Annotated in this window: 22 protein-coding genes and 1 pseudogene; 14 read left to right on the top strand and 9 right to left on the bottom strand. The window is 63.5% G+C overall.

Annotated elements, in window-relative coordinates; translation table 11 throughout:
- Positions 1 to 12: 12 nt before the first annotated feature.
- A complete protein-coding gene (locus IZV00_RS11380) occupies positions 13 to 1,794 on the bottom strand; it encodes an aminopeptidase P family protein (protein ID WP_196224750.1) in 1,782 nt (593 codons plus the stop codon).
- 106 nt (positions 1,795 to 1,900) lie between these two features.
- Here IZV00_RS11380 and IZV00_RS11375 point away from each other — a divergent pair.
- The 3 genes and pseudogenes from IZV00_RS11375 (at position 1,901) to IZV00_RS11365 (ending at position 5,065) form a co-directional block, all read left to right on the top strand.
- A pseudogene (locus tag IZV00_RS11375) lies at positions 1,901 to 3,960 on the top strand (S9 family peptidase).
- A complete protein-coding gene (locus IZV00_RS11370; RefSeq protein ID WP_196224749.1) occupies positions 3,960 to 4,358 on the top strand; it encodes an acyl-CoA thioesterase in 399 nt (132 codons plus the stop codon). The pseudogene IZV00_RS11375 and the gene IZV00_RS11370 overlap by 1 nt, the downstream one beginning before the upstream one ends.
- A gap of 89 nt (positions 4,359 to 4,447) precedes the next feature.
- Positions 4,448 to 5,065 carry a hypothetical protein gene (locus IZV00_RS11365; protein WP_196224748.1) on the top strand — a complete coding sequence of 206 codons (618 nt, stop codon included), beginning with the start codon at positions 4,448 to 4,450 and terminating at the stop codon, positions 5,063 to 5,065.
- A gap of 52 nt (positions 5,066 to 5,117) precedes the next feature.
- Here IZV00_RS11365 and IZV00_RS11360 read toward each other — a convergent pair whose 3' ends face one another.
- From IZV00_RS11360 to IZV00_RS11335, 6 genes are all read right to left on the bottom strand, one after another.
- On the bottom strand, positions 5,118 to 5,402 hold the full coding sequence (locus tag IZV00_RS11360) for a hypothetical protein (protein ID WP_230463188.1): 285 nt from the start codon (positions 5,400 to 5,402) through the stop codon (positions 5,118 to 5,120).
- A 2-nt stretch (positions 5,403 to 5,404) separates the two neighbouring features.
- The gene (locus tag IZV00_RS11355) at positions 5,405 to 7,264 is read right to left on the bottom strand and encodes an ABCB family ABC transporter ATP-binding protein/permease (protein ID WP_196226626.1); all 1,860 of its coding nucleotides are present in this window, start codon (positions 7,262 to 7,264) and stop codon (positions 5,405 to 5,407) included.
- A gap of 176 nt (positions 7,265 to 7,440) precedes the next feature.
- Positions 7,441 to 8,280, bottom strand: coding sequence for a 2,3,4,5-tetrahydropyridine-2,6-dicarboxylate N-succinyltransferase (gene dapD, locus IZV00_RS11350; RefSeq protein WP_196224746.1), 840 nt, complete (start codon positions 8,278 to 8,280; stop codon positions 7,441 to 7,443).
- Complete coding sequence (locus IZV00_RS11345) at positions 8,277 to 8,948, bottom strand: pyrimidine 5'-nucleotidase (RefSeq protein ID WP_196224745.1); 672 nt, start codon at positions 8,946 to 8,948, stop codon at positions 8,277 to 8,279. Before IZV00_RS11345 ends, dapD begins: the two co-directional genes overlap by 4 nt.
- 207 nt (positions 8,949 to 9,155) lie before the next feature.
- The gene (locus IZV00_RS11340; RefSeq protein WP_196224744.1) at positions 9,156 to 10,034 is read right to left on the bottom strand and encodes an LOG family protein; all 879 of its coding nucleotides are present in this window, start codon (positions 10,032 to 10,034) and stop codon (positions 9,156 to 9,158) included.
- Between the two features lie 19 nt (positions 10,035 to 10,053).
- Positions 10,054 to 10,749 carry an extensin family protein gene (locus IZV00_RS11335; protein WP_196224743.1) on the bottom strand — a complete coding sequence of 232 codons (696 nt, stop codon included), beginning with the start codon at positions 10,747 to 10,749 and terminating at the stop codon, positions 10,054 to 10,056.
- 159 nt (positions 10,750 to 10,908) lie between these two features.
- Between IZV00_RS11335 and IZV00_RS11330 the strand changes: the two genes are divergently transcribed.
- From IZV00_RS11330 to IZV00_RS11300, 7 genes are all read left to right on the top strand, one after another.
- Complete coding sequence (locus tag IZV00_RS11330; protein ID WP_196224742.1) at positions 10,909 to 12,069, top strand: phosphoserine transaminase; 1,161 nt, start codon at positions 10,909 to 10,911, stop codon at positions 12,067 to 12,069.
- A gap of 119 nt (positions 12,070 to 12,188) precedes the next feature.
- Positions 12,189 to 13,769 carry a phosphoglycerate dehydrogenase gene (serA, locus tag IZV00_RS11325; RefSeq protein WP_196224741.1) on the top strand — a complete coding sequence of 527 codons (1,581 nt, stop codon included), beginning with the start codon at positions 12,189 to 12,191 and terminating at the stop codon, positions 13,767 to 13,769.
- Positions 13,770 to 13,879: 110 nt separating this feature from the next.
- Positions 13,880 to 15,010 (top strand): ATP phosphoribosyltransferase regulatory subunit, encoded by a 1,131-nt coding sequence (locus IZV00_RS11320; protein WP_196224740.1) that lies wholly within the window; start codon positions 13,880 to 13,882, stop codon positions 15,008 to 15,010.
- 132 nt (positions 15,011 to 15,142) lie between these two features.
- Complete coding sequence (locus tag IZV00_RS11315) at positions 15,143 to 16,432, top strand: adenylosuccinate synthase (RefSeq protein WP_196224739.1); 1,290 nt, start codon at positions 15,143 to 15,145, stop codon at positions 16,430 to 16,432.
- A gap of 4 nt (positions 16,433 to 16,436) precedes the next feature.
- Entirely contained in the window at positions 16,437 to 16,619 is a 183-nt protein-coding gene (locus tag IZV00_RS11310; protein WP_062113188.1) for a hypothetical protein, read from the top strand.
- 212 nt (positions 16,620 to 16,831) lie between these two features.
- Positions 16,832 to 17,401: an NADPH-dependent FMN reductase gene (locus tag IZV00_RS11305; protein ID WP_196224738.1), complete on the top strand. Its 570-nt coding sequence runs from the start codon at positions 16,832 to 16,834 to the stop codon at positions 17,399 to 17,401.
- Positions 17,402 to 17,514: 113 nt separating this feature from the next.
- A complete protein-coding gene (locus IZV00_RS11300) occupies positions 17,515 to 18,399 on the top strand; it encodes a bestrophin family protein (RefSeq protein WP_196224737.1) in 885 nt (294 codons plus the stop codon).
- A gap of 3 nt (positions 18,400 to 18,402) precedes the next feature.
- On the opposite strand, the gene IZV00_RS11295 is transcribed toward IZV00_RS11300, so the two are convergent.
- Together IZV00_RS11295 and pdxH are read right to left on the bottom strand one after the other, a co-directional pair.
- On the bottom strand, positions 18,403 to 19,734 hold the full coding sequence (locus IZV00_RS11295; RefSeq protein WP_196224736.1) for a dicarboxylate/amino acid:cation symporter: 1,332 nt from the start codon (positions 19,732 to 19,734) through the stop codon (positions 18,403 to 18,405).
- Positions 19,735 to 19,826: 92 nt separating this feature from the next.
- A complete protein-coding gene (gene pdxH / locus IZV00_RS11290; protein ID WP_196224735.1) occupies positions 19,827 to 20,402 on the bottom strand; it encodes a pyridoxamine 5'-phosphate oxidase in 576 nt (191 codons plus the stop codon).
- Positions 20,403 to 20,520: 118 nt separating this feature from the next.
- Here pdxH and IZV00_RS11285 point away from each other — a divergent pair, with 118 nt between their 5' ends.
- From IZV00_RS11285 to aroC, 4 genes are read left to right on the top strand one after another with little or no spacing between them, the layout of a single operon-like run.
- Positions 20,521 to 21,450, top strand: a complete 930-nt coding sequence (locus IZV00_RS11285) for a DnaJ C-terminal domain-containing protein (protein ID WP_196224734.1) — start codon at positions 20,521 to 20,523, stop codon at positions 21,448 to 21,450.
- Positions 21,451 to 21,464: 14 nt separating this feature from the next.
- Positions 21,465 to 22,436: a YihY/virulence factor BrkB family protein gene (locus tag IZV00_RS11280; protein WP_196224733.1), complete on the top strand. Its 972-nt coding sequence runs from the start codon at positions 21,465 to 21,467 to the stop codon at positions 22,434 to 22,436.
- The gene (gene fabI, locus IZV00_RS11275) at positions 22,433 to 23,242 is read left to right on the top strand and encodes an enoyl-ACP reductase FabI (protein WP_196224732.1); all 810 of its coding nucleotides are present in this window, start codon (positions 22,433 to 22,435) and stop codon (positions 23,240 to 23,242) included. The genes IZV00_RS11280 and fabI overlap by 4 nt, the downstream gene beginning before the upstream one ends.
- A gap of 22 nt (positions 23,243 to 23,264) precedes the next feature.
- Complete coding sequence (gene aroC / locus IZV00_RS11270) at positions 23,265 to 24,338, top strand: chorismate synthase (protein WP_196224731.1); 1,074 nt, start codon at positions 23,265 to 23,267, stop codon at positions 24,336 to 24,338.
- Positions 24,339 to 24,644: the final 306 nt, after the last annotated feature.

Below are 24,644 nucleotides of genomic sequence, written 5' to 3'. Positions count from 1 at the left end.
GGCGCGGCGCCGTCACAAGGGCGCGCAGGCCTGCTTCAACCATTCCAGCACGCCACCTTCCAGCTGCGGCCCGACAATCTCCACCACCTTGGCATGGTAGGCATCAATCCAGGCACGCTCGTCCGCCGTCAGCAATTCCACCGCGATGGCATTGCGATCGATCGGCGCGAAGGTCAGCGTTTCAAAGCCAAGCATCTCCCGCTCGGCCCCGGGCACATCGCGCCCTTCGACCAGCACCAGATTTTCGATGCGAATCCCATATTCGCCCGTTTTGTAATAGCCTGGTTCGTTGGAAAGGATCATGCCCGGTTGCAGTGGTTCGTCGCCACCTCCCGCCGTCGCGATGCGCTGCGGCCCTTCATGCACCGATAGGAAGCTACCGACGCCATGTCCCGTGCCATGGGCATAATCGAGCCCTTCCGCCCAAAGAAACTGGCGCGCCAGAACATCCAGCTGGCTACCGCGCGTTCCTGTTGGAAACAGCGCGCGGCTAAGCGCGATATGCCCCTTCAGCACCAGCGTGAAGCGCCGCTTCATCTCTTCCGTCGGCGTGCCGATCGCGATCGTCCGCGTCACATCGGTCGTGCCGTCGCGATACTGGCCGCCCGAATCGACCAGATAGAAAGATCCCGGCTCGATCGGCCGGTTCGTTTTCTCCTCGACCCGGTAATGCACCACCGCCCCATTAGGCCCAGCGCCACTGATCGTGTCGAAGGACAGGTCCTCCAGCAGCCCGGTCTCCTTGCGGAAAGCCTCCAGCCGGGCGGCGGCGGCAAGTTCATCTACCCCGCCCTTGGGCGTTTCGACGGCAATCCAGTGCAGGAAACGCGACAGGGCAGCACCGTCGCGTGCCTGCGCTGCCTTATGCCCGGCAATCTCCACCGGGTTCTTGATCGCCTTGGGCAGCACGGCCGGATCGCGGAGCGGTAATATCGTCGCCCCGCCCGCGCCCAGCGCTTCGAAAATCGCCGAGACGGCGCGCTCCGGGTCCGCTGCCACCGTCTTGCCTGCAAACCCTGCCAGCGCCCCGGCAAAGTCCGCGCGCGGATGCACTCGCACTGCGTTGCCCAGATGCTGCACGACCGCCTCGTCCATCTTCTCGGGCGCGACATAGAGGTCCGCCGTCGCATCGGCATGCACGATAGCATAGGCCAGCGCGACAGGGGTGCGCGACACATCCTTGCCGCGGATGTTGAAGGTCCAGGCGATGGAATCCAGTGCCGACAGCACCACCGCGTCCGCCTTCTTCGCCGTCAACCAGTCGGCCATTGCCTGCCGCTTCTCAGCAGCGCTCTGCCCGGCATAGCGATCCTCATGGACCACCAGCCGCGCATCGCTGGGCGCTGGGCGATCGGGCCAGACCGCGTCGACCGGGTTGGCCTCCACCGCCACCAGCTCCGCCCCGCGTTCCGCCAGCGCTTCGCTCGCCGCCTTCACCCATGCGCGGGTGTGCAGCCAAGGATCATAACCGATCCGCCCGCCCTCGGGAGCATGAACGCCAAGCCATCCTGCGACGGACGTCTGCGGCACGCTCTCAAATTGCCAATGCGCGGCATCGACCTGCTCGCGCACTTGCAGCGTGTAGCGCCCATCGACAAAGATCGCCGCTTCTTGCTGAAGCACCACCGCGCTTCCCGCCGACCCTTGAAAGCCCGTTAGCCAGGCAAGGCGCTGCGCATATTCGCCGACATATTCGCTCATATGCTCGTCGGTCAGCGGCACGACAAAACCGTCCAGCCGCTCGCGCATCAGCTGTTCGCGCAGCGCTTTCAGACGGTCTTCATGGGTCGACATCGCATTTCCTTGATCGAGAACCCTTGCGCAGGGCGGGCTGCCGCCAACATAAGCAGGCCCAGCCGCTTATGCCAGCGCGCCTCCTATACGAGAATCAGGATACTGAATGACCGCCGACAGCACGCCTCCTTCCGCCGCCCGCCGCCCGCACAGCTTCGCCCACCACGGCATCACGGTGGAAGACCCCTGGGCATGGCTGCGCGATCCGGGTTATCCGGACGTGAAGGACAAGGATGTCCTGTCCTATCTTGAGGCGGAAAACGCCTTTTTCGAAAAGGCGATGGAGCCTCACAAGCGGCTGACCGACGCGCTTTTTGCGGAGATGAAGGGCCGCATCAAGGAAGACGACAGCTCCGTCCCGCAAAAGGACGGCGACTATGTCTATTGGCGGGCGTTCGAAACCGGCGCGCAATATCGCAAATGGTATCGCCGCCCGGTTGCAGGCGGTGAAGATCAGCTGATCCTGGATGAGCCTGCGTTGGCGGAGGGTCATGAATATTTCCGCCTGGGCGCACTGTCCGTCAGCCCCGACGGCCGCTACCTCGCCTACGCCATCGACAATAATGGTTCGGAACGGTTCGAGGCGCGGATCAAGGACCTCTTCACGGGCGAAATCCTGCCCGAAGTCATCCCCGACACGCTGTCATCGCTCGTCTGGACCAGCGACAGCAAGGGGCTGCTCTACGGCATCGCCAACGATCAGTGGCGCACCGACAATACGCGCCTCCATTGGCTGGGCCAGCCGGTGGATAGCGATATCGAACTTTTCCATGAGGATGATGAGGGCTTCCGCGTGTCGGTTGGCCTCACCTCCTCGGAAAAATGGATCGTCATCGCAACGGGGGATCATGTCACCACCGAAAGCTGGCTGCTGCCCGCTGACAATCCCTTGGCTCAGCCGTTGCTGGTCTCCGCGCGCAAGCCCGGCCGCGAATATGATGTCGATGAGCATGAAGACACGCTCTACATCCGCACCAACGACACCCATCCCAACTTCCGGCTGGTGAAAGCCTCGCTGGATGCTCCGGACGAATGGTCGGAAGTGATCGCCGCCGATCCGCATTTCTACCTGACCGACTTCACCCTGTTCAAAAACTTCTACGTCACCGAAGGGCGGCAGGATGGGCTCGACCAGATCGAGCTGCGCGATTACGCGACCCACTCGGCCAAACGGCTTCCTTTCCCGGAGGCGAGCTATTCCGCCTCGCTCGACGATAATCCCGAATATGACGTGACGAAGCTGCGCATCGGCTATGAATCGATGGTCACGCCGGACACCATCTACGACTATCACCTCGCCACCGGCGAGATGGAGGTCCTGAAGGTCCAGGAAATCCCCTCGGGCTATGACGCGACCCGCTATACAACCGAACGGCTGACCATCCCCGCGCGTGACGGCACGCCGATCCCGGTCTCAATCGTGTATCCGAAGGACCACCCCCGCGACGGCAGCGCACCGCTCCACCTTTATGGCTACGGCGCCTATGGCATTGCGATGGAGCCGGGTTTTTCGACCAGCCGCCTGTCGCTGCTCGACCGGGGCTTTGTGTTCGCTCTCGCCCATATCCGGGGGGCGATGACCTTGGCCAGCAATGGTATCTGGACGGCAAGCTCGACAAGCGGACCAATACCTTCAACGACTTTGTTGATGTGGCGAAGGGGCTGATCGAGCGCGGCTACACATCAAAGGGCCGGATCAGCATTTCGGGCGGCTCGGCAGGCGGCGAGTTGATGGGGGCAGTCATCAATAGCGATCCTGACCTCTGGGGCGCAGTCGTCGCGCATGTTCCCTTCGTGGACGTACTCAACACGATGCTGGACGAAAGCCTGCCCCTGACGCCCGGCGAATGGCCCGAATGGGGCAACCCGATCGAGGATAAGGCGGCGTTTGAGACGATCCTGTCCTACGATCCCTACAATAATGTGAGGGCGCAATCCTACCCGCCGCTGCTCGTCACCGCCGGTCTCAACGACCCGCGCGTTACCTATTGGGAACCCGCCAAGTGGGTGGCAAAGCTGCGCGCGACCAAAACGGACAACAATGTCCTGCTGCTCAAGACCAACATGGGGGCAGGCCATGGCGGCAAGTCGGGCCGCTTCGAAAGCCTTCAGGAAACGGCCGAGGAATTCTCCTTCATCCTCTGGCAGCTTGGCGTGGAGGACTAATGTCCTCCACCTACACCACCCGGATCACCGCAGGCCCCGAGCATATCGACATGCTCGGCCATGTGAACAACGCCGTCTGGGTGCAGTGGATGGAGCAGGTCGCGACCGAACATTGGACCTGCGATGCCGCGCCGGAACATCTCCACGCCTATCTCTGGGTCGTGACGCGGCACGAGATCGACTATCGCGGCAATGTGCGGGAGGGGGAGATAGTCACCGCCCGCACCTGGATAGCGGAACCGCCGCGTGGCGCGCGGTTCGACCGGCACATGGAGTTCATCGGCCCGGACGGCAAGGTCAAGGTCAGCGCCAAATCCACCTGGGCGATCATCGACCGGACAAGCGGCCGCATCCTGCGCGTGCCGAGCGAAGTAGCAACCCCTTTTCTGCCAGACTGACCTCAGCCCGTCTCTCTCCAGCAACCGGGCATCCGGAACCCGGTTCATTCCGGCACGTTACCCGGCTCTCAACAGTCTCAGGAGAGAATATGCGTAAATCCGGCTATTCCCTACGCGCTCTTGCCGCCGCTTCGGCGCTCTTCCTCGCGAGCGGTCCCGCGCTCGCAGGCGATGAAGAACAAGCGCTAAAGGCGATCGCGCAGGCGCAGGGCAAGATCGACGCCGCCGCCAAGCTGCAGGCGGGCCAGTTCGATCCGGCCGTTCTCGCGCAGGCACAGGCTTCGCTCCGCCTCGCTCAGGAACGGCTGAAAAGCGGTAAGGAACAGGACGCCATCAAGGCTGCCGTAGAGGCGCAGGGCTTTGCCGACACCGCCATCGGCCAGAGCCAGGTGAGCGTTAAGACCGATGCAGAGGTTCAGGCCTCCACCGCCGCCGCCGCACAGCAGGACGCTGCCGCCGCCAATGCGCGCGCTGATGCCGCCGAACGGGCGGCTGCTTCCGCTGCTGCCGACGCACGGGCTGCTCGGGCCGCCGCTGCGACCGTCCCGGCTGCCACCACCGTCACTACCGAAACCGTGAAAAGCGCGCCTGTGACAACCGTACGCAAGGCCGCGCCGGTCAAGCGCAAGATCGTCCGCAAGACGACGTCCGCGCCCGCGCGTGCCACGGTTGTCGAAAAGACGACGACCACCGTCACCAACCGCTGATAGCTGGAAGGCAAGCGGCTTCGCGTTCCGGACCGGGGCCGCTTGCCTAACCTTAGGAGAAGATGCCCACGGCGCCTTCCGCCCATAGCAACATCGTCACGATGAAGATGGCACCGGCCCACAACAACCGCCGCCCGCGCCCGGTAATCAGCCGCGCACCGACCTGATAGATCAGCACAGCGCTGACGAGTAGCACGCCCGCCACGAGGAAATCATGGCCGGTCCAGCGCACCTCATCGGTGAACCGCATTGCGACCAGCGGCACCATCAAGATGATCGCGATCGCCGCCCATGGCGCCAGTCGCCAGCCGCGACCGGGGTCCGTCATCTGCCGCATTCTCAACCCGTCCTCATTGAGGCTTCCCTGACAGCGATACCGTCATCGATCACCGGATCTGACGGCATCTCTTCTCGCTCTGTCGCCTGGCGCGTCCACATCGCGGTATAGAGCCCATCGGCCCGCACCAGATCGGCATGGGGTCCCCGTTCCACGATCCGTCCCTGATCCAACACGATGATCTCATCCGCGTCCACCACCGTCGACAGGCGATGCGCCACGACCAAAGTCGTTCGCTTGCGGGAAATATTGCGCAAAACGTCCTGAATTTCCGTCTCCGTCCGGCTGTCGAGCGCGCTTGTCGCCTCGTCCAGCACCAGCACGGGCGGGTCCTTTAGCAGTGTGCGGGCAATCGCCACGCGCTGCTTTTCGCCCCCGGACAGCTTCAACCCCCGCTCGCCCACGCGCGTGTCATAGCCCTGCGGCAGCCGCATGATGAAGTCGTGGATGGAGGCAGCCTTGGCCGCCGCCTCGATGTCCGCCTGCGTCGCGCCTGCCCGGCCATAGCCGATATTATAGCCGACCGTGTCGTTGAACAGCACCATGTCCTGCGGCACGATGCCAATCGCCGCGCGCAGCGATGCCTGCGTAACTTGCGCAATGTCCTGCCCATCGATCAGGATGCGGCCACCCTGAATGTCGTAGAAACGGAACAGCGTACGCGCGATGGTGGACTTGCCCGCGCCCGAAGGCCCGACGATCGCCAATGTCCGTCCGGCAGGGACGGCGAAGCTCACATCATGCAATATCTCGCGATCGGGATCATAACCAAAGCGCACATGATCGAACCGCACTTCCCCCGCGTGAACGTTCAGCGCTGGGGCGTTGGGCGCATCGGCAATCTCCGCCTCCGTATCGATCAGCTTGTACATAGCCTCCATGTCGATCACGCCCTGCCGGATCGTCCGGTAAACCATGCCCAGCAGGTCGAGCGGCCTGAATAGTTGGCTAAGTAATGTGTTAACCAGCACCACGTCGCCCGTCGTGAAGCTGCCCTTGCTCCATCCCCACACCGTATAACCCATCGCCCCCGCCATCATCAGGTTGGTGATCAGCGATTGGCCGATATTCAGCCAGGCAAGGCTGTTTTCCGATTTGACGGCGGCATCGGCGTAACGCCGCATTGCCGTGGAATAGCGCGCCGCCTCGCGACTTTCCGCGCCGAAATATTTGACGGTCTCGAAATTCAGCAGGCTGTCCACCGCATGGGCGACCGCGTTGGTATCCATGTCCACCATGTCGCGGCGCAACTGATTGCGCCATTCCGTGATGGTGCGGGTGAACCAGATGTAGAGACCAACCATCGCCAATGTCGCGACGACGAGGCCCGGCCCGAATTTGACGAAGAAGATGACGCAGACCGCCGCCAGTTCCAGCACGGTTGGCGCGATGTTGAACAGCAGGAAATACAGCATCGTGTCGATGCTCTTGGTCCCGCGCTCCACGATCTTGGTGACCGCGCCCGTGCGCCGATCGAGGTGAAAGCGCAGCGACAGGCGGTGCAGATGTTTGAAGACGTCATCGGACAGCCGCCGCCCGGCCTCCTGCCCAACCCGCTCGAACACCGCATTGCGCAGATTGTCGAACAGCACGCTCCCAAACCGCGCGCCCGCATAGGCGACGACCAGGGCGACGGCGAGCGCCACGCCCGGTTCCAGACCCGGCGCCATCCGGTCGATCGCGGCTTTGTAGGCGAAGGGCATGGCCAGGCTGATGACCTTGGCCAATACCACCAACAGCATGGCGATGGACACGCGCCGCCGCAGCGCCGGGGCGTCGGAAGGCCACAGATAAGGAAGAAACCGCCGCAGCGTCGCCCAGACAGGCGGAAGGGGGGTGTTGTCGGGTGTGGACGGCGGCATCGGGCGAATGTAGGCGACCTGCACTCATCTTATAAGCCCCTCCCTTCAGGGAGGGGGAAGGGGTGGGTGCGATCATGCAATGATCGCCAGCAACCTCTCGGTCAGCGCAGTGCTCGCTCTGCTCGCGACCCACCCCCGACCCCTCCCTTAAAAGGGAGGGGAGTAACTAGGGGAAATCAATCCCGCAGCAGCTCGTTGATCCCGGTCTTCGACCGCGTCTGCGCATCCACGCGTTTCACGATCACCGCGCAATACAGGCTCGGCCCCGGCGTGCCATCGGGCAGCGGCTTGCCCGGCAAGGACCCCGGCACGATCACCGAATAGGGCGGCACTTCGCCCATGAAGACTTCGCCCGTCGCGCGATCCACGATCTTGGTCGACTGACCGATGAACACGCCCATCGACAGCACCGAACCCTTGCCGATGCGCACGCCCTCAACGACTTCCGACCGCGCGCCGATGAAGCAATCATCCTCGATGATCACTGGATCGGCCTGCAACGGCTCCAGTACGCCCCCAATGCCGACGCCGCCCGACAGATGGACATTCTTGCCGATCTGCGCGCAGCTGCCCACCGTCACCCAGGCATCGACCATCGTGCCCTCATCGACGAACGCACCGATGTTGACGAAGCTCGGCATCAGGATGACATTCTTGGCGATATGCGACCCGGCGCGGGCGAAGCTGCCCGGCACCGCGCGGAGGCCGGCGGCGCGAAACGCCCCTTCGTCCCAGCCTGCGAACTTGCTCGGCACCTTGTCCCACCAATGGCCAGCGCCCGGACCATTATCGATCATGACATTGTCGTTGAGGCGGAAGGACAGAAGAACGGCCTTCTTCGCCCACTGATTGACCTGCCAGCCCTCCGCCGTGGGTTCAGCAACGCGCAACTCGCCCTTGTCCAGCATCGCCAGCGCCTTGTCCACCGCCTGGCGGACTTCGCCCTGCGTGGTCAGGCTGACATTGGCCCGGTCCTCCCAGGCGGCGTCGATGGTAGCGATCAGGTCTTGGCTCATGGTCTTGTCCCCAGAATGTCGGCCAAAAATGGCGTCAGATGGTCGGTTTCGAAATCGATATAGTCCGGATGATGCTCATGATTGCCCGCTTCGGAGCCATTATTCACCCAGATGGTGCTCATGCCGATCGCCTTGGCGGGCCGCAGGTTGCGCGCCATATCCTCGAAGAAAGCGGCGCGGGTAGGATCGACGCCATGGACACGGCAAAGCTCGGCATAGCCCGACGGATCAGGCTTCGGAATATATTGGCAGGCGTGGATGTCGTGGATCAGCTCGAAAGCCTGTCCCAGGCCCAGCCTGTCCAGCACCCGCTGCGCATAATCAGCATCGCCATTGGTGAAGATCAGGCGCCTGCCGGGCAGGGCCGCGATATGGGCATTCAGCGCCTCATCCACCTCCAGCCGATCCATGGAAATATCATGCACATAATCCAGGAAAGCGCGCGGCTCGATGCCATGATGATGCATCAGCCCCGATAGCGTCGTGCCATGTTCCATGAAATAGCGCTTCTGCGTGGCCTTCGCGACGTCCGGGTCACAGCCAAGCAATCCCTGGATGAACTCGCCCATCTTGACGTCGATCAGCGCGAACAGGTCCGCCTTCGCCGGGTACAGCGTATTGTCCAGATCGAAGATCCAGCAATCGACATGATCAAGCTCGGCACGCATGGCCGCGCCCTAGTCCTCCGGGATGGCGAGAGCAACCCACTAACCCTTCTCCCCTCGGGGGAGAAGGATACGAAGCCGTCGCTCGAAAGGGCTTAGGCGAGGTTGGATGAGGGGGAGGGGGCCAGGCGCTCACTCGCCCCTCTCCAGCTCCGGCCAGGCGCTTCACGCCAAGTCTCCACATCCTCTCCCCTAAAGCAGAGAGGAAAGTCACCCACACCCCGGCACTTCACTATCCTGATAAAAAGTCTGCACAGCCGTCCACGCATCCTCGGCCGTCTCGACCCAGGTCAGCAAATTCAGGTCCGAAGGCGAAATCACCCCCTCATCCGCCAATGCTTCGAAATCCACGACCCGTGTCCAAAACTCCCGCCCGAACAGCAATATCGGGATGGGCTTCATCTTCCCCGTCTGGATCAACGTCAGCAGCTCGAACATCTCGTCAAACGTACCAAACCCGCCCGGAAACACAGCCAAAGCCCGCGCGCGCAGCAGGAAATGCATCTTCCTCAGCGCGAAATAGTGGAACTGAAAGCTGAGCTCGGGCGTCACGAAACGATTGGGCGCCTGCTCATGCGGTAGCACAATGTTCATACCGATCGTTTGCGCACCCACATCCGCCGCGCCGCGATTGGCTGCCTCCATGATTGAAGGGCCGCCGCCCGAACACACCACGAAATGGCGGCATCCCGCCTCATTCACCGGATATTGCGCGGCCATCCGCGCCAGCTTGCGCGCTTCTTCATAATAGCGCGCCTTCTTCCCCAGATTCTCCGCGATCCGCCGCTGGTCCGGCGTCGTGGCGGCGTCGATCCGCGCCTGCACTTGGTTTGGCTCCGGGATGCGGGCCGATCCGTAGAAGACGAAAGTCGACTCGATCCTCGCTTCGTCCATCAACAACTGGGGTTTGAGCAGCTCCAACTGGAACCGCACCGGGCGCAAATCCTCGCGCAGCAGGAACTCCGTATCCTGAAAAGCCAGGCGGTAGGCGGCGCTGGTGGTTTGCGGGGTGTCCACGCCTTTCTGGGCATCGGCGGCTTCCTGCCGGGCGGGACGGAATTTGCGTTCTTCGATTTCTTTTCTTGTCATTCAACCCAACTTAGGAAGGTCAGCGGCAAAAGCCACCTCTTCCACCCATATCGAAATGAAAATGATCATGGTGCGCGACATTATAGTCGGGGCTGAGCACCGTGCGGAACCGCTTGCAGGCGCTCGCCCGCACTACCTCCAGAAACTGCCGCGTCTGCCGGTCGCCATTCCATCCCTGCTCAACGGTGATGCGCCGCCCGTCTGACAGGACAAAGGCCGATACATCCACCGCATTGCTGTGCGCATGTTCGGACAGCCTCCCGCTTCCAGCGATCGGCCGACAATTATAAGTGCCGAAAGTCTCGATCTTCTCGATCTCCGCGCCCAGGATCAGTCGCGCGGCGGGCTGCACCCCATAACGCGCCCAAGCCGCGAAATTGGCCGCCAGCCCGCACGTCATCGCGCCCAGATTGGTCGCAGGCACCCCGATGTCGAGCAGCTTGACGCTGCCCATGGCAGAACAGCCGCCGCCGAAATTCTGGTCGGGCAGGGGCGTGAACAGCACCGATTGCGATTGCAGCTTCACCAGACATTGCCGCAATTCCATCGGCGGAGGCGCGGCAGGACGGGCGCTTTTTACAGGCTTAGACGGACGCTCAACCCGCCCGCGCGGGACGAGGTCGCCGCCGCAGGATGCCAAGGTCACGCACAGCGCCAGCAGGGCCGCCTGACCCGCGCCGCGTATCACTGCTTTCCCCCTGACCCGCTCGTTCATGATCAACTATTTACCATGGCTCACGCAATTGAGGGTTAACGAGCGCAACGGTTCGTCGCATTCAGACATTCGGCTTGACTCTTCCCCTGCGATCTTTAGGGCGGCCAGCGGGCCACGCGGTCCCAACGCCGCGCGAGCTCTCTGCAAGGAGAAGCGTACATGACTGATGTGACTGCCGCCGACGCCACTATTGCGCCCGTGGCCAAGCCGACGACCAAACCGGCTCGCCCCTTTTTCTCTTCCGGTCCCTGCGCCAAGCCTCCGGGCTGGAGCGCCGACAAGCTGAGCGCTGAATCCCTCGGCCGCTCGCACCGCGCCAAGATCGGCAAGACCCGTCTCGCTTACTGCATCGACCTGATGCGCGAGCTACTGAACCTTCCCGACACCCATCGCATCGGCATCGTGCCCGGTTCGGACACCGGCGCCTTCGAAATGGCGATGTGGACGATGCTCGGCGCCCGTCCGGTGACGACGCTCGCCTGGGAAAGCTTCGGCGAAGGCTGGGTGACGGACGCCGCCAAGCAGCTGAAGCTCGATCCCACGATCATCCGTGCCGACTATGGTCAGCTGCCCGACCTTGGCACAGTCGATTTCTCGAACGACGTGCTGTTCACCTGGAACGGCACCACTTCGGGCGTGCGCGTGCCGAACGCCGACTGGATCCCGGCCGACCGCGAGGGGCTGACCTTCGCCGACGCCACCAGCGCGGTGTTTGCTTACGAGATCGACTGGACCAAGATCGACGTCGCCACCTTCTCCTGGCAGAAGGTGCTGGGCGGTGAGGGCGGCCATGGCGTGCTGATCCTCGGCCCCCGCGCCGTCGAGCGTCTTGAAAACTACACCCCCGCCTGGCCGTTGCCGAAGGTCTTCCGCCTGATGGCGAAGGGCAAGCTCGCCGAGGGCATCTTCAAGGGCGAGACGATCAACACCCCCTCCATGCTGGCGGTCGAAGACGCCATCTTCGCTCTCGAATGGGGCAAGTCGCTGGGTGGCCTCAACGGCCTGATCGCGCGCAGCAACGCCAACGCGGCCGCGCTGAACAAGATCGTCGAGGAACGCTCCTGGCTCGGTCACCTCGCTGCCGACCCGGCGACGCGCTCGACCACCAGCGTCTGCCTGACGGTCGATGGCGCGGACGAAGCCTTCATCAAGAGCATGGCTGGCCTGCTCGAAAAGGAAGGCGCGGCCTATGACGTCGCGGGTTACCGCGATGCCCCGGCTGGCCTGCGCATCTGGTGCGGCGCAACGGTCGAAACGGCCGACATCGAAGCGCTCGGCCCGTGGCTCGACTGGGCCTACGCAACGGCCAAGGCTGCTTAACACTCCCCCATATCCCGTCATCCCAGCGAAAGCTGGGATCTCAGGCCGCTAGGTACAACTTCACCGCCTGAGATCCTGACTTTCGTCAGGATGACGAATTGCAAGAAAGGCAATTCGTCATGCCCAAGGTACTTATTTCCGACAAAATGGACCCCCGCGCCGCCGCGATCTTCCGTGAGCGTGGGCTGGAAGTCGACGTGATCACCGGCAAGACCCCGGACGAGCTGAAGGCGATCATCGGCGAATATGACGGCCTCGCCATCCGCAGTTCGACCAAGGTGACCAAGGAAATCCTCGACGCCGCGCCCAACCTCAAGGTCATCGGCCGCGCTGGCATCGGCGTCGACAACGTCGATATCCCGGCCGCGTCGGCCAAGGGCGTGATCGTCATGAACACCCCGTTCGGCAACTCGATCACCACCGCCGAACATGCCATCGCCCTCATGTTCGCGCTCGCTCGCCAGCTGCCCGAAGCCAATGCCCAGACGCAGCAGGGCCTGTGGCCGAAGAACGGCTTCATGGGCGTGGAAGTCACCGGCAAGACGCTCGGCCTGATCGGCGCGGGCAATATCGGCTCCATCGTCGCCAGCCGCGCGCTCGGTCTCAAGATGAAGGTCGTCGCCTTCGATCCCTTCCTCACGCCGGAGCGCGCCGTCGAAATGGGCGTGGAAAAGGCCGATCTCGACACGCTGCTGGCGAAGGCGGACTTCATCACGCTGCACACGCCGTTGACCGACCAGACCCGCAACATCCTGAGCAGGGAAAATATCGCCAAGACCAAGAAGGGCGTGCGCATCATCAACTGCGCGCGCGGCGGACTGGTCGATGAAGCCGCGCTCAAGGAGGCGCTGGATTCGGGCCATGTCGCGGGCGCCGCGCTCGACGTGTTCGTGCAGGAACCGGCCAAGGAATCGCCGCTGTTCGGCACGCCCAACTTCATCTGCACCCCGCACCTTGGCGCATCGACCGACGAAGCGCAGGTCAACGTCGCGCTTCAGGTTGCCGAACAGCTCAGCGACTATCTGCTCGACGGCGGTATCACCAACGCGCTGAACGTCCCGTCGCTGTCGGCCGAGGAAGCGCCCAAGCTCAAGCCCTATATGGCACTTGCCGAAGAACTGGGCAGCCTCGTCGGCCAGCTCGAAGGCGACCGCATCCAGGGTGTTGCGGTCGAGGTTGAGGGCCATGCCGCCGAACTCAACCAGAAGCCGATCACCGCAGCGGTGCTCGCTGGCCTGATGCGCGTCTATTCCGACACGGTGAACATGGTCAACGCGCCCTTCCTCGCGAAGGAACGCGGCCTCGACGTCCGCGAAGTGCGCCATGACCGCGAAGGCGACTACCAGACCCTCGTCCGCGTCACGGTAAAAACCGAAGCAGGCGACAAGTCGGTCGCTGGCACCCTGTTCGGCCACGGCAGCCCGCGCCTCGTCGAGCTGTTCGGCATCAAGGTTGAAGCCGACCTTGAAGGCCATATGCTTTACATCGTCAACCAGGACGCGCCCGGTTTCATCGGCCGCTTGGGCTCGACCCTTGGCGAAGCAGGCGTCAACATCGGCACCTTCCACCTCGGCCGCCGCAGCCAAGGCGGCGAAGCCGTACTGCTGCTGTCGGTCGACGGCGCGGTCAGCGAAGCAGTGCTGAACGACATCTGCAAGCTCGCAGGCGTGAAGACGGTCAAGCTGCTCAAGTTCGCCTGATAGTAGTGCCTGATCTCCGTTCGTTTCGAGCGAAGTCGAGAAACGCTTCTCGACAAGCCCGAACCGAACGGAGACTGGATAATCTGGCTGATGTTGCTAAAGGCCAGCGCATGACCAGCATCCCACCCGGCCTCCTTCCCGAAGGACTCTCCGACCGCCTGCCGCCACAGGCCGAAGCCTCCGCGCGTCTCGCGCGCCGCGTGCTCGATACGGTGGCGTCGCATGGCTATGAGCGCGTGATGCCGCCGCTCGCCGAGTTCGAGGAAACGCTGGTCGGCCGCCTCAAATCCATGCGCGCGCAGGACCTCGTCCGTGCCGTCGACCCAGTGTCGCAGCGCAGCCTCGCGCTCCGCCCCGACATGACCGCGCAGGTCGGCCGCATCGCCGCTACCCGCCTCGCCAGCGTGCCGCGCCCGCTACGCCTGTCTTATGGCGGCCCCGTGATCCGCCTGAAGGCCAACCAGCTCCGCCCCGAACGCGAACGGCTGCAAGTCGGCGCCGAACTCATCGGCAGCGATAGTGTCGCCGCCGCCGTCGAGATCGTCAACGTCGCGATCGAGGCGCTCCAGGCCGCAGGCGTCACCGGCATCACGATCGACTTCACCCTGCCGGACCTCATCGACAGCCTCGCCGCCGGTTCGCTCCCCCTCGCTCCCGAAGAGATCGAAGCCGTCCGCGCCGAACTCGACGCCAAGGACGCGGGCGCGCTCGCCGCGATCAGCCCGGCCGCCGCCGCCTACCTCCCGCTCATGGAAGCAACCGGCCCCTTCCACCCCGCGATGGAAAAGCTGGAAGCATTGAACGCCCAGCTCGGCGGCGCGATCGACAGCCGAATTGCGGGCCTGCGCGCCATCGCCAAGCCGATCGGATGGGACATCACCCTGACCCTCGATCCCACCGAGCGCCACGGTTTTGAATATCAGAACTGGTTCGGCTTCTCGATCTTCGCCGAAGGCTTCATCGGAGAAATCGGCCGGGGCGGCAGCTACGCCATCACCCGCGCGGATGGCTCGGAAGAACCGGCGATCGGCTTCTCGCTCTATCCCGATCCACTCATCGACGCGGGTTTCGGCGCGGAAACGCCTCAGCGCCTGTTCCTGCCCCTCCACCATGACGAAAGTCGCGCCGCGCAACTTCGCGCTGACGGTTGGCAGACCGTTGCAGCCCTCACAGGTCAGGAAGATGGCGAAGCACTGCGCTGCACCCATTGGCTGGACGGCGACGAACCGCGCCCCTACTGACTTGACGCATAGGGGGCAGCGCGGCTAACGCGCGCCCCGCATAGGGCGCGAAGCGTCCGCTTGATCCCACCGGCATGCCGAGTCCCGTCGAAGGGCATGGCCGGTCCCCGCGGCGGGCGGAGGACTGTATCTGTGGCTAATGTGACCGTGATCGGCGCCCAATGGGGTGACGAAGGCAAGGGCAAGATCGTCGACTGGCTGTCGGAGCGCGCCGATGTCGTCGCCCGCTTCCAAGGCGGTCACAATGCCGGTCACACGCTGGTCGTCGGCGAGAAGGTCTATAAGCTCTCGCTGCTCCCCTCTGGCATCGTGCGCGGCACGCTCAGCGTCATCGGCAACGGCGTCGTCCTCGACCCCTGGCACTTCCGCGATGAAGTAGCCAAGCTGAAAGGGCAGGGCGTCGACATCACGCCCGAGAACCTCCAGATCGCGGAAACCTGCCCGCTGATCCTGCCCTTCCATCGCGACCTGGACGGTCTGCGCGAGGATGCATCGGGCGCAGGCAAGATCGGCACCACCCGTCGTGGCATCGGCCCGGCCTATGAGGACAAGGTCGGCCGCCGCGCCATCCGCGTTTGCGACCTCGCCCATCTCGACGATCTCGGCCCGCAGCTCGATCGCTTGACCGCCCACCACGACGCCCTGCGCGCCGGTTTCAACGAAGCCCCGATCGACCGCGACGCGCTGATGGCGGAATTGCGCGACATCGCCAGCTTCATCCTCCCCTTCGTCAAGCCCGTCTGGCTCACCCTCAACAAGGCAAAGGCGGCGGGCCAGCGCATCCTGTTCGAAGGCGCGCAAGGAACCCTGCTGGACATCGATCACGGCACCTATCCCTTCGTCACCTCCTCCAACACGGTGGCGGGCACGGCGGCGAGCGGCACCGGCCTCGGCCCCAATGGCGCGGGCTTCGTACTCGGCATCGTCAAGGCCTACACCACCCGCGTCGGCTCCGGTCCCTTCCCGACGGAACAGGAAAATGACGTCGGTCAGCGCCTCGGCGAACGCGGTCATGAATTCGGCACCGTCACCGGCCGCAAGCGTCGCTGCGGCTGGTTCGACGCCGTGCTGGTGCGCCAGTCGGTCGCCGTCTCGGGCGTCACCGGCATCGCGCTGACCAAGCTCGACGTGCTCGACGGCTTCGACACGCTGAAGATTTGCGTCGGCTACAAGATCGGCGACCAGACCTACGACTATCTCCCCGCCCATGCGCAGGATCAGGCAAAGGCGCAGCCGATCTACGAGGATATCGAAGGCTGGCAGGACACGACCGCAGGTGCCCGCAGCTGGGCCGACCTCCCCGCGCAGGCGATCAAATATATCCGCCGCATCGAGGAACTGATCGGCTGCCCGGTCACGCTCGTCTCCACCAGCCCCGAGCGCGAGGACACCATCCTTGTGCGCGACCCCTTCGCGGATTGATCCGATGGCTGGCGATCGCTTCGAACGGCACAAGCAGCCCTGGACAGCGGATGAGCTGCAAAAGCTCCACTCGCTCGCGAAAAAGGGCATGGCACTGAAAGCGATCGCCAAGGCGCTGACCCGCAGCGAGGAATCGGTAAAAGCCCGCGCCAAGCAGGACGGGCTTTCCATCGCCAAGCTGCGCTGAATACGCGGCTAAGGTGGTAGTGCGACGCTCCCATCCCGCAAGCGGGAGGGGCAGCGAGACTTGATGAGCGAAGCGAATTTAGTCGCAGCGGGGTGGGCAGTTCCCGCGCCGCGCTAAGCTCGTCTAAAGCTGGCATGATGATGAGATGATAGGGTGGACCTTCCCCTGTGCCGATGCGACAAACCTTCCTTTAACAGCAAGGGAGCGCCGCGATGCCACTCAACCTCCTCATCCTCTACGGCTCCTATCGCCGCGGCCGCATGGGCATCCGCCTCGCCGACTATCTCACCAACGGCTTCCAGCAACTCGGCCACAAGCCCGAACTCATAGACGCGATGGAGGTCGGCCTCCCCATGCTCGACCAGCGCTACAGTGACTACCCGCCCGGTCAGGCCCCGGCAGCCATGGCCGAGCTGGCCGACCGCCTCACCACTGCCGATGCCTTCGTCTTCGTGACCGGCGAATATAATCGCGGCGTTCAACCCGGCCTCAAGAATCTCGTCGATCACTATCTGAAAGAATTCGACCGCCGCCCTGCCGCGATCGCCAGCTATTCGGCGGGTCGTTATGCCGGGGTCAACAGCCACGCCGTTTGGACGGTGACGCTGTCCGCCATGGGCATGGCCGTCATCCCGGAACGTTTGAGCGTCGGTCAGATCGCCCAGACGCTCGATGAGCAGGGCCAGCCGCAGGGGGACGGCGGCGCGGCGCTCGAACGCGGTTTTGCGGGTTTCGCGAGCAGCCTCATCTGGTGGGCGGAAGCCGCGAAGGCGGCACGCTGACCTCCTCCCACCGCAAAGATGGCGTAACGCGCAGCCGGTAAATTGTCCCCCGCCCGCATCCAAAAGAGAGCCGCTTTGTTGATGCCCTCCTGTGCTGAAATCCGGAGAAATGCATGATCGTCAATGCCGCGCCCAGCCTGCGCCAGATTGCGAGTGAAGTTTGGAAGCCGCTCGCCCTGTTGTTCATCTGGGACTGCGCGGTCACGATTACCTATTTCATCCTGCCCTTTCGCGCGCCGCCGTTGCCGCTCACCCTGTTCGGCTCGGCGCTGGCGCTCTTCCTCGGCTTTCGCAGCAACTCATCCTATCAGCGCTGGTGGGAAGGACGCATCCTCTGGGGCGCGATGATCAACGCCTCGCGCAGCCTGGCGCGCGCCACGCGCAATTTCCTGCCCGATCCCGAAGCACGGGACCTGAAGCGAGAGATCATCAAACGGCAGATCGCCTATGTGAACGCCTTGCGATGCCAGTTGCGCCGCCAACCCTTCGATGATCGCGTCACCGGCTTTATCGAGGAACGGGACAAGGGGCAGGCCCTTGCGCGCACCAACCCGGCCAACGGCCTGCTGGACAGCACCGGGCGGCGGATCGACATCGCTCGCCGGGAAGGATGGATCGACACTGTCCAGCAAACGCAGATGGAACGGATGCTGGTCGATATCTCCAATGCGCAAGGGGGCATGGAGCGGCTCAAGAACACGCCGCTGCCTATCCAGTATCGTTTCCTGCCCACCCTGTTCACGCATCTCTTCTGCGTGCTGCTGCCGATCGGGCTGGTGGAAACCCTTGGCCTTGCGACGCCGCTCGGATCGACGGTGGCGGGCCTCATGTTCCTTGCCGTGCTGCGGATTGGCGATGATCTGGTGGATCCCTTTGCGGGCAGCGTGCATGACGTGCCGCTGTCCGCCATGTGCCGGACGATCGAGATCGACCTGCTCCAATCCATCGGCGACGATGCGCCTGCACAGGATCAGCCGGTCAGGGGCATATTGTGGTAGCGGTCAGCTTCGGGGATCTTCGTCCACCATGTCGGATGCCAGCTCCAGCCCCGCGCGGCCATGTGCGGGCGTATGGGCCGGGGCCTTGGGATGCGGCACGAACTCGGGTTCCTCGACCTCCAGCATGCCTTCCCATTTGGTGATGACCGACGTCGCGATGGCGTTGCCCAGAACGTTGGTGGCGGTGCGGCCCATGTCCATGAAATGATCGACGGCCAGGATGAAGGCGATGCCTTCGACCGGCAGGTCGAACTGTCCCAGTGTCGCCGCAACGACGACGAGCGAGGCGCGCGGCACGGCGGCGATGCCCTTGCTCGTCACCATCAGGACAAGCAATATGGTGATCTGCGTCGCTATCGGCAGGTCGATGCCATAGGCCTGCGCGATGAAGATCGTGGCGAAGGTCGAATACATCATCGACCCGTCGAGATTGAACGAATAGCCCAGCGGCAGCACGAAGCTGTAGATACGACGGGGCACGCCGAACCTGTCGAGCTGCTCCAGCATCTTGGGATAAGCTGCCTCTGATGATGCGGTGGAAAAGGCGATCAGCAACGGCTCGCGGACATATTTGATCAGCTTGACCATGCGCCGCCCCAGGAAGATCGCACCCGCGCTACAGAGCAGCAGCCACAGCGCGAGGAGCGACAGATAGAATTCGCCGACAAGTTCACCAAAGGTCTTGAGCACGCCCAGCCCCTCGGTCGTGATCGCCGACGCCAGCGCCCCGAACACGGCAAGGGGGGCGACGCGCATCACATAGCCCGTCACTTGCAGCATCAATTCGACCATCGCCTCGATGACGGTGACGATCGGCTTGCCCCTCTCGCCAATGGCGGTCAGCGCGACGCCCACGAACAGCGAAAAGACGACGATCTGGAGGATCGAATTTTCCGCCATCGCGCCCACCATGGACGTGGGGAAGACGTGCAGAACGAAATCCCTGAAATTGAGTGCTTCAGTATTCACGCCGGATGCGGCGCCCGACCGGACAAGGTTCAGCCCTTCCCCCGGCGCGAAGAAATTGACGAAGAAGAGGCCGAGCGTCAGCGAGATCAGGCTGGCGATGATGAACCAGGCTAGCGCCCGCCCGCCGATCCGCCCCAACGCCGCGCTGTCCCCCATATGCGCGATCCCCGCGACCAGCGTCGAAAAGACCAGCGGCGCGATGATCATCTTGATGAGGTGCAGGAAGATGTCGGCCAGCAGGTGGAAATATCCTGCCACATCCTTGGCAAGCACCTTGTCACCGCCGACCCACAAATTAGCCGCAAAGCCGGTCAGAACGCCCAGGATCATGCCAGCAAGGATGAAGGCCGTCAGTCGATTCCGCATGCAATCCCTCTTAGCCGTGCTGGCCGCACATCTAACAGGCGCGTGGGAAGGCGCCTATCACAAATCCCCCCATCTCCCGATGGGGAGGATTATCAAGGATATAGCAGCCCCTCGCGCCAGCCATCGCCATCCCGCTCGAACAACCGCCGTTCGTGCAGCCGATGCTCGCGGTCCTGCCAGAATTCGATCCGCTGCGGCACCACGCGAAATCCCGACCAGTGCGGCGGGCGGGGCACCGGCCCGCCCTCGAACCGCGCGACCGCATCGTCATAGCGGGCCATGAAAACATCCCGAGACGGCAGGGGGCGCGACTGGTCCGAAGCCCATGCGCCCAGCTGGCTGTCGCGGCTGCGCGTCGCGAAATAGGCGTCGGCGGTCGCCTCATCGACCGTCTCGACCGGCCCTTCGATGCGAATCTGACGCCGCAGCGATTTCCAGTGAAACAGCAGCGCCGCATGCGGGTTGGCGAGCAAATCCTCGGCCTTTCGCCCTTCGAAATTGGTGTAGAAGACAAAGCCTTCCGGCCCATGTCCTTTCAGCAGCACCATCCGCACCGACGGGCGCCCGCGTGCGTCGGCGGTGGCCAGCGCCATCGCATTGCTGTCGTTGATCTCGGCGCCGCGTGCTTCGCCATACCATTGGTCGAACAAAGTGAAGGGATCGGTCATGCTGCTGATCTACGGCCGGTTTCGGTTCATGTCGATGGCCGCGCCGCTTGAACGATCGTGACTATTTCGCCACATAAGGGGCAAATCAGCTTTCACGAACAAGGATAGACATTCGGCAATGGCGGATCCCTACTCCATACTGGGCGTCGCGCGCGGCGCGAGCGAGGCAGAGATCAAGTCGGCCTACCGCAAGCTCGCCAAGGAGCTTCATCCCGACCGGAACCAGGATAATCCGAAGGCGGCGGAGCGTTTCTCGGCGGTTTCGAGCGCCTATGACCTGCTGTCGGACAAGGACAAGCGCGCGCGCTTTGATCGGGGAGAGATTGACGGTGACGGCAACCCCACCGCCCCCTTCGGATTTGGCGGCGCTGGCGGCGGTGGCTTTCGCGGCCGTCCGGGCGGCGGCGGTGGCTTTGAATTCAGCGAAGGCGCGGACTTCGGCGACATCTTCGAAGGATTGTTCAGCGGCGGCGGCGCCCGGCGCGGGGGCGGCGGTTTTGGCGGCTTTGGCCGTGGAGCGCCACCTCAGAAGGGCGCCAATGTCTCCTACCGCCTCGCCGTCGCCTTCGTCGATGCGGCCACCCTCGCGCCGCAGCGCATCACCTTGCAGGACGGCAAGAGCATCGACCTCAAGCTGCCTGCGGGCGTCGAAACCGGCACGCAGATGCGCCTGTCGGGGAAGGGGCAGGCAGGGCCAGCCGGGGCAGGGGACGCGATCGTCACTATCGAAGTGAAACCGCACCCATTCTTCACCCGCGACGGCGACAATGTGCTGCTCGACCTCCCCATCACCCTCGATGAAGCGGTGAAGGGTGGCAAGGTGAAGGTGCCCACCGTCGATGGTCCGGTGATGCTCGGCGTCCCGGCCGGAACCACATCGGGCAAGACGCTGCGCCTGCGCGGCAAGGGCTTTACGCACAAGGCGGGGCAGCGTGGCGATCAGCTCGTCCGGCTGCTGATCGACATCCCCGGTGACGACCCGGCGATCCTGTCGCTCGTCGAAAGCTGGCAGGATGGCCGCGCCGTTCGCGCCCATTTGGGCGTCTAGGACGTTAGGAGGGCATGCCCCAGCCTTCACCCTATTCACCCGAATCTCGCCGCAAACGGATTGCGGACGACGCTCGTGCGCATCTTAACCGTGGCATAGCCCGCGTCCGACCTGGCGGCCACGCCTTCGAAATCATGAAGCGCGTGGCCGTCGGCACCTATAGCGATGGCTTCATCCACGCGGGAAACCTTGCCTATCTTTCGCTGATGACGCTCTTCCCCTTCTTCATCGTCGCAGCAGCGGTGGCCAGCATCTTCGGCCGCTCGCAGGATGGCCTGGCGGCGGTCGGCGCCTTCCTCGAAACGGTGCCGCCCGGCGTCGCGCAGGTGGTGAAGCAGCCGATCATCGATGTCCTCACCGCGCGCACTGGCCCGCTGCTCTGGCTCGGCGGCCTTGTTGGCCTGTGGACGGTGGGCAGCCTCATCGAAACCATCCGCGACATCCTCCGCCGGGCCTATGGCACCAAAAGCACGCGCCCTTTCTGGCACTATCGTCTGACCGCCATCGGCATCACGCTGGTCAGCGTATTCGCCGTGATGTTCGCCTTCTCGCTTCAGGTCATCATCACCGGCATCGACCAGTTCCTGCACCAGATCCTGCCCTTTGCCGATCAGGCGATCCAGATCGTCACGCTGACCCGTCTGCTGCCGATGCTGATCCTCTGCTTCGCCCTCTACTATCTCTATTTGTCGCTCACCCCCAGCGCCTACAAGGACAAACGCTTCCCGAAATGGCCCGGAGCGGTCGCTACCGCATTGTGGTGGTATGGCGTCACCATGTTGCTGCCCCCGACTCTTTCGCTGCTCGGCGGCTACGATCGCACCTATGGCAGTTTGGCTGGCGTGATGATCACGCTCATTTTTTTCTTCCTCGTCGGGCTTGGCGTGGTAATTGGCGCGGAACTCAATGCGGCGCTTGCCGAATTTCCCGAAGAGGAAGTCGAGCGTGGCATGGAGGATCGTAAAGGGAACGGGACGGTAGAATGACGGGCTTGATGGCGGGAAAACGGGGTCTCATCATGGGCCTGGCGAATGACAAGTCGCTCGCATGGGGCATTTCCAAGGCATTGCGCGCACAGGGGGCGGAACTGGCCTTCTCCTATCAGGGTGAGGCGCTGGCCAAGCGCGTGCGGCCCTTGGTGCAGGAACTCGGATCGGACTTCCTGCTCGATTGCGACGTGTCCGACATGGACAAGCTCGACGCGGCCTTCGACGAAGTGAAGGCACGCTGGGGCAAGCTCGATTTCGTAGTCCACGCAATCGGCTTTTCCGACAAGAATGAGCTGCGCGGCAAATATGTCGACACCAGCCTCGAAAACTTCCTGATGACGATGAACATCTCCGCCTACAGCTTCGTCGCCGTCGCCAAACGCGCCCGCGCGTTGATGGCCGAGGGCGGCAGCCTGCTGACGCTGTCCTACTATGGCGCGGAAAAGGTCATTCCCCATTACAACGTCATGGGCGTTGCCAAGGCCGCGCTGGAAACCAGCGTCAAATATCTGGCGATGGACTTGGGACCCGAAAACATCCGCGTCAACGCTATCTCGGCAGGCCCGATCAAGACGCTGGCGGCCAGCGGCATCGGCGATTTCCGCTACATCATGAAGTGGAATGAGCTGAACAGCCCGCTCCGCCGCAACGTGACGATCGAGGATGTCGGCGGCGCTGCCCTCTACCTCCTCTCCGACCTGGCATCGGGCGTGACCGGCGAAGTCCACCATGTCGATGCGGGCTACAACGTCATCGGCATGAAGGCCGAAGACGCCCCCGACATCGCTCTCGACAAGGCCTGATCCAGGCGCCAAAGGGCAGGGCATGAGCTTCAACACCTTCGGCCGCGTATTCCGCTTCACCACCTGGGGCGAGAGTCATGGCCCAGCCATTGGCGCGATCGTCGATGGCTGTCCTCCCGGCCTGCCGATCAGCGAAGCCGACATCCAGCCTTTCCTGGACAAGCGGAAGCCCGGCACCTCGAAATTCACGACCCAGCGCCGGGAACCGGACGAAGTCCGCATCTTGTCGGGCGTGTTCGAAGGCAAGACCACCGGCACCCCGATCAGCCTGATGATCGAGAATACCGATCAGCGGTCGAAGGACTATTCCGACGTTGCCAAGGCCTATCGCCCCGGCCATGCCGACTACGCCTATGACGCAAAATACGGCTTTCGCGATTATCGCGGCGGCGGGCGCTCCTCCGCGCGCGAAACCGCCAGCCGCGTCGCTGCGGGCGCGGTCGCCCGTCTCGTCATCCCCGAAGTCGATATCTTCGCCTATGTCAGCGAAATCGGCGGCGATGCCATCGACTATGCGCGCTTCGACGCGAGCGAGATCGACAACAACCCCTTTTTCTGCCCCGATCCCGAAGCAGCCAAGCGCTGGGAAAAGCTGGTCGATGACGCGCGCAAGGATGGCTCCTCACTCGGCGCAGTAGTCGAATGTGTCGCCAGCGGCGTACCCGCAGGCTGGGGGGCGCCGCTCTATGCCAAGCTCGACAGCGAACTCGCCGCCGCGATGATGAGCATCAACGCGGTCAAGGGCGTGGAAATCGGCGACGGTTTCGCCGCTGCCCGCCTGCGCGGCGAAGATAATGCCGATCCCATGCGGCCGGGCGAAGAGGGGCCAGCCTTTCTTGCCAATCATGCTGGCGGCATCGCAGGCGGCATCTCGACCGGCCAGCCGGTGAAGCTGCGCGTCGCTTTCAAGCCGACCAGCTCGATCCTCATCCCCGTGGAAACAATCACGCGCGATGGCGAAGCTTCCGACATCATCACAAAAGGCCGCCACGACCCATGTGTCGGGATTCGCGGCGTGCCCGTCGTCGAAGCGATGATGGCGCTAGTGCTGGCGGACCAGAAACTCCTGCATCGCGCGCAATGCGGCGGCGCATAACCGGCTGACACGAGCCGATTACCCGTTGAAAGTCACGTTTGCGCGAGACGACTCAGTGAATCTGCGTTAACATCGTCAGCATCGATCGCCCGCGGGAGGGCGAGCGGCAGTGCGTAAGCCTGGGGAGCGTCATTCCTCGTCGGCCTTCGGGCCAAAATTGGATTGACGGTCAAAACGTCCCCTCAAGCCGCGAACACGGGCCAGCCATTTCATATGGCTGGCCCATTTCGTATCCCCACCCACGTCATGCCAGCGCAAGCTGGCATCTCAGGCCCCTGCGTCGAACGCCAAAATGGTTTCCGCCAT

Origin of the sequence: Sphingobium sp. Cam5-1 (assembly GCF_015693305.1) — a bacterium.
Classification (GTDB): Bacteria; Pseudomonadota; Alphaproteobacteria; order Sphingomonadales; family Sphingomonadaceae; genus Sphingobium.
The sequence above is the reverse complement of the archived record's forward strand: the minus strand, read 5'-3'. Positions and strand labels throughout refer to the sequence as shown.